4 protein-coding genes are annotated in these 4,657 nt (G+C 52.1%); all 4 read left to right on the top strand.

The window, feature by feature from the left end; all coding sequences use genetic code 11:
- Window positions 1-229: 229 nt before the first annotated feature.
- Complete coding sequence (locus L692_RS0115195) at window positions 230-1,327, top strand: PucR family transcriptional regulator (protein WP_025701016.1); 1,098 nt, start codon at window positions 230-232, stop codon at window positions 1,325-1,327.
- 101 nt (window positions 1,328-1,428) lie between these two features.
- Window positions 1,429-2,550: an ABC transporter ATP-binding protein gene (locus tag L692_RS0115190; RefSeq protein ID WP_025701015.1), complete on the top strand. Its 1,122-nt coding sequence runs from the start codon at window positions 1,429-1,431 to the stop codon at window positions 2,548-2,550.
- 216 nt (window positions 2,551-2,766) lie between these two features.
- Window positions 2,767-3,705, top strand: a complete 939-nt coding sequence (gene hprK, locus L692_RS0115185) for an HPr(Ser) kinase/phosphatase (protein ID WP_025701014.1) — start codon at window positions 2,767-2,769, stop codon at window positions 3,703-3,705.
- Window positions 3,706-3,717: 12 nt separating this feature from the next.
- A partial coding sequence (gene lgt / locus L692_RS0115180) for a prolipoprotein diacylglyceryl transferase (RefSeq protein ID WP_025701013.1) occupies window positions 3,718-4,657 on the top strand: 940 nt, incomplete at its 3' end.

Raw genomic sequence — 4,657 nt, 5'->3', positions numbered from 1 at the left:
ATCAGGGTGTCGAAGGTTCGAGTCCTTCATGGCTCATCCTGATTTCAATAAGCCATCACCTTAGGGTGGTGGTTTTTTGCTGTTTTAATATTATTAAACAGCCAAGAGCTGTCCCTTGCGAGGACGTATGCTGAGATATCCACCTTCGGCTTAGCCGTTCCTTTTTTCAGGATCGCGGCAAATATGATAGAATAGGCGAAAAAGAGCAAAGTGGTGGAGTAAGTTGACAATGGACACTGAAACGTTGCGGCTAAAATTGGAGCAGTTCACCGGCAACAAGACGGGAATCAAGCAACTTGGGAGGCAGCAAGCGGCTTCTCTTTTTGGCGTTGGACAAGAAGCGCGGGAGCGGTCGGCAGTACATGAGGGAAGTCTCTGGGTTCCCCTGTATGAGAGCGAAGGGCGGGTTACGGCCCTCTGGATCAAGCGGGAAGGGCTTTCCCCAATAGAGCTGCAGCTGGCGCAGTTCGCTGCCGAGAACTATGCCGCAGCGCTGAAGGCTTCCGGATTCAAGGAAGAAGGGGAGACGGAAGCGCGGCAGCTTGGGGCATGGCTGAACGCCCAGCTTGAGCAGGATGAGGATGCGGGTGAAATTCCCGATGATATCGCTTTAAAAAGCCGCCTGTTCACGGATATGATCCCTTTTCTCTTGGTTAGCGAAAATACGCATGGTTCCGAAATTGCTTACCGGGCGCTGCTGAAATTGATACGCAGCTATTTTGATAGTACGGCGCTGCTTATCCCTTTGAAGGAGAAGGAATGGCTGATTCTGGCCCGTAAAGAGCTGCTGACCGACACGGAGGACAAGGAAGAGCTTGAGGAGAGCGATGATGAGGAGCTATTGGCGCAGGCCTGTATGGGGCTCCACGAATTGATCGCCTCCGAATGGGTGGGTGTATTTCATGTGAGCGTATCGTCCTCGATCATTCCTGCCAAAGGCTTGGCGGGCGTGATCGCGCTGCTGAGGGAAACGATCAGTCTTGGGCGTATTTTTCAGGTGGGAGAATATATTCATTTGCCATGGGGGCTTCAACTGGAGCGGCTGGTCAACAGTATTCCGAGTGGGCGGCGCCGGCAGCTGCTTGGACAGTTCGGCGATTACACAGCTGTGCTGGCGGATAAGGAGATGCTGCTGACGCTGGAAACTTTTTTTCAGATGGATTGCAATGTCAGTGAAACCGCGAAGAAATTATATATTCATCGGAATACCCTGCTCTACCGTCTGGACAAGATCAAGCAGGAGACGGGAGCGGACGTACGAAGCTTTGGAGACGCTGCGATTATGAAGCTCACTATGTTATTGTATAAAGTGACGAAAAGGAAATAGGTTTTTTGTGAACGTTACAAATAGCCAGCCTGAATGCTCTGGGGTAAGATAGTGACAGGAATTATTTCGAACTCTATTACGAATCCGAGGGGGAAATTCAAATGGCAGGCGTACGTTTAGAGCATGTATTCAAAAAATATCCAGGTTCCGATAAAGCAACAGTAGTCGATGTCAATCTTGACATTAAAGATAAGGAATTCCTCGTACTGGTCGGACCTTCCGGCTGCGGTAAATCCACCACTTTGCGGATGATCGCAGGACTGGAAGAAATCTCTGAAGGCAAGCTCTTCATCGGCGAACGCGTCGTCAACGACGTGGCTCCTAAAGACCGCGACATCGCGATGGTATTCCAATCCTACGCCCTGTACCCTCATATGAGTGTATACCAGAACATGGCGTTTGGTCTGAAGCTGCGCAAGGTGAAGAAGGACGAGATCGACCGAAAAGTGCGTGAAGCGGCCAAAATACTCGATATCGAGCATCTGCTGGAGCGTAAACCGAAGGCGCTTTCGGGCGGTCAACGCCAGCGTGTCGCTCTGGGCCGCGCGATTGTCCGTGATCCTCAAGTGTTCCTGATGGATGAACCGCTGTCCAACCTGGACGCGAAGCTGCGCGGACAGATGCGCGCCGAGATCACGAAGCTGGTTAAGCGTCTTGAAACCACTTGCATTTACGTAACGCATGACCAGACCGAAGCCATGACGATGGGTGACCGCATCGTCGTTATGCAGGATGGCATCATCCAGCAAGCCGCTTCTCCTGAAGAACTGTACAACCATCCGAAGAACCTGTTCGTGGCCGGATTTATTGGCTCCCCGACAATGAACTTTATTTCGGGCACTTTGTCCGAAGTTAACGGCTCTGTCCGTTTCACCGCAGATAATCTGGACGTTGAGGTTCCGGGCGGCAAAGCTCAGCTGCTTCGCAGCAAAGGCTACATTGGCAAGGATGTCGTTATGGGCGTTCGTCCGGAAGACATTCACGAAGAGCCGGTATTCCTCGAAGCTTCGCCGAATACAATCTTTACCGCACTGGTAGACGTAACCGAGAACCTGGGTCATGAAATGCTGCTGTACCTGAGCGGTGTAGGCAAAGATTCAGTTATCGCCCGCGTGGACGGACGTTCGTCAACCCGTGAAGGCAGCAAGACGAAACTGGCGATCGACATGAACAAAGTGCATTTGTTTGACAAACAATCGGAACAGAACATTCTGCTGGGATAAGAGCCAGCTTCAGGTTCTTTGAAAGGCCGCCCTTTAGGGGCGGCTTTTTTCATAGGATCGGGGTACGGCAACAGTCTAATGATTGCATTCGCTTCCGTTATCCTTTAAGATAGCAGGAGAATTACCTGCCGGAAGGAAGGATTATACAGACGCTGCTGGACAGAGAAGCGGGATAAGCGGGGAATGTACCGCAGGCGATGAAAGGGAGAAACAGATATGGCCAAGAAGGTAAAGGTATCGGAATTGGTACAGCATTTCCAACTGGAAGTCATTTCCGGGCAAGAGGGCTTGAAAAGGCTGATTACGGTCGATGACCTGAACCGTCCCGGCCTCGAAATGGCCGGATATTTCGAATATTATCCTGAAGACCGGGTACAACTGATGGGCAAAACGGAGTTGGCCTTCTTCTCAATGCTTCCTGTCGAGGAACGGGTGGATCGAATTCGCCGCATATGTGACGATCAGACGCCCTGCATTGTGATCACTCGCAGTCTGGATGTTCCCCAGGAACTGATTGAAGTCAGTAATGAAAAAGGACTGCCCGTGCTGCGCAGCTCGATGGCCACAACGATTTTTTCGAGCCGTTTGACCAGCTTCCTGGAAGGCAGATTGGCTCCGACAGCGACGATCCACGGGGTTCTGTGCGACGTATATGGCGTCGGCATGCTGATTACCGGCAGCAGCGGCATCGGCAAGAGCGAGACGGCGCTGGAGCTGGTTAAGCGCGGACATCGGCTGATTGCCGATGATGCCGTGGAAATCCGGCAGACCTCGGACAATCAGCTGCACGGGACAGCACCGGAGCTGATTCGGCACCTGCTGGAAATCCGCGGGGTCGGTATTATTAACGTGATGACGCTGTTCGGCGCCGGAGCGATTCGCAACCACAAGCGGATCACCCTTGTTGTCCGATTGGAGGCATGGCAGCAGGACAAGCAATACGACCGTCTTGGACTGGACGAGGAGACGACGCGCATTATTGATACCGATGTTCCGCTAGTGACTATTCCGGTCCGCCCGGGACGGAACCTTGCCGTTATTATTGAAGTGGCGGCGATGAATTACCGGCTGAAGCAGATGGGCTTCAATGCCGCGCTGCAATTCACTCACAAGCTTACGGCTACGATATCCGAAGACATGGACGATCTGGACTAGGAGGATGAAAGTATGTTTCCGTTGGCTTTAGATCCAATCGCCTTTTCAATCGGCGCTTTAAAAGTGCACTGGTATGGCCTTATCCTTGGATTCGGCGCTTTGGCTGGCCTGTACCTGGTGATCCGCGAAGGCAAACGATTCGGCATACCGCAGGAATTCTTTATGGATATGCTGCTGCTCGGCGTCCCTTCAGCGATTATCGGCGCCCGCCTTTATTTTGTAGCCTTTAAATGGGATGAATACAAACAGAATCTCGTGGATGTCTTCAAAATATGGAACGGCGGCATCGCTATTTATGGCGCACTCATCGGTGCCATTATTTGCGGCATCATTTATTTCCGGTATAAAGGCTATCCTTTCTGGCGCATCGCCGATATCTGCGCTCCCGCACTGCTGGCGGGGCAAATGATCGGACGCTGGGGCAACTTTGTGAACCAGGAGGCCTACGGGGGAGAGGTTCATGAGACCTTTCTGCGGAACAATTTGCATCTGCCCGATTTTATTGTGAATCAGATGTACATAGAAGCCAATTTAGCCTATCATCACCCGACTTTTTTATATGAGTCCACCTGGAGCTTGGTTGGCATTGTACTGCTCATGGTGCTGCGCAGACAGCGGTTTATGCGCGCCGGAGAATTATTTCTGTCGTATTTCATCTGGTACTCCATCGGACGTTTCTTCATTGAAGCGCTGCGGACGGATAGTTTGGCGTTCAAAGGCGGCAGCGGTCTGGCCTCGTTCATCAACGGTTTATGGAGTCCGATGAAGGGGCTTGGCTTCGAGCAGGGCTACTTGGACCCGAATTACGGGAATATTCGCGTGTCCCAACTGCTGTCACTGCTCATTATCGTTGCTGCAGTTCTGCTCATGATTATCCGCCGGACAACGGGAGCGGCCCAAGCTCATTATTCGGACCCGATCGTGTCCTCCAAGACGCTGGCCGCCGATTCTG

It is taken from the genome of Paenibacillus forsythiae T98 (genome assembly GCF_000520735.1).
Classification (GTDB): Bacteria; Bacillota; Bacilli; order Paenibacillales; family Paenibacillaceae; genus Paenibacillus_AQ; species Paenibacillus_AQ forsythiae.
Note: the sequence above shows the minus strand (reverse complement) of the source record. Positions and strands in the feature narration are given on the sequence as shown.

Coding starts and splice junctions, on each gene's coding strand:
- L692_RS0115195 (WP_025701016.1), top strand. CDS start 230: ATGGACACTGAAACGTTGCGGCTAAAATTGGAGCAGTTCACCGGCAAC.
- L692_RS0115190 (WP_025701015.1), top strand. CDS start 1,429: ATGGCAGGCGTACGTTTAGAGCATGTATTCAAAAAATATCCAGGTTCC.
- hprK (WP_025701014.1), top strand. CDS start 2,767: ATGGCCAAGAAGGTAAAGGTATCGGAATTGGTACAGCATTTCCAACTG.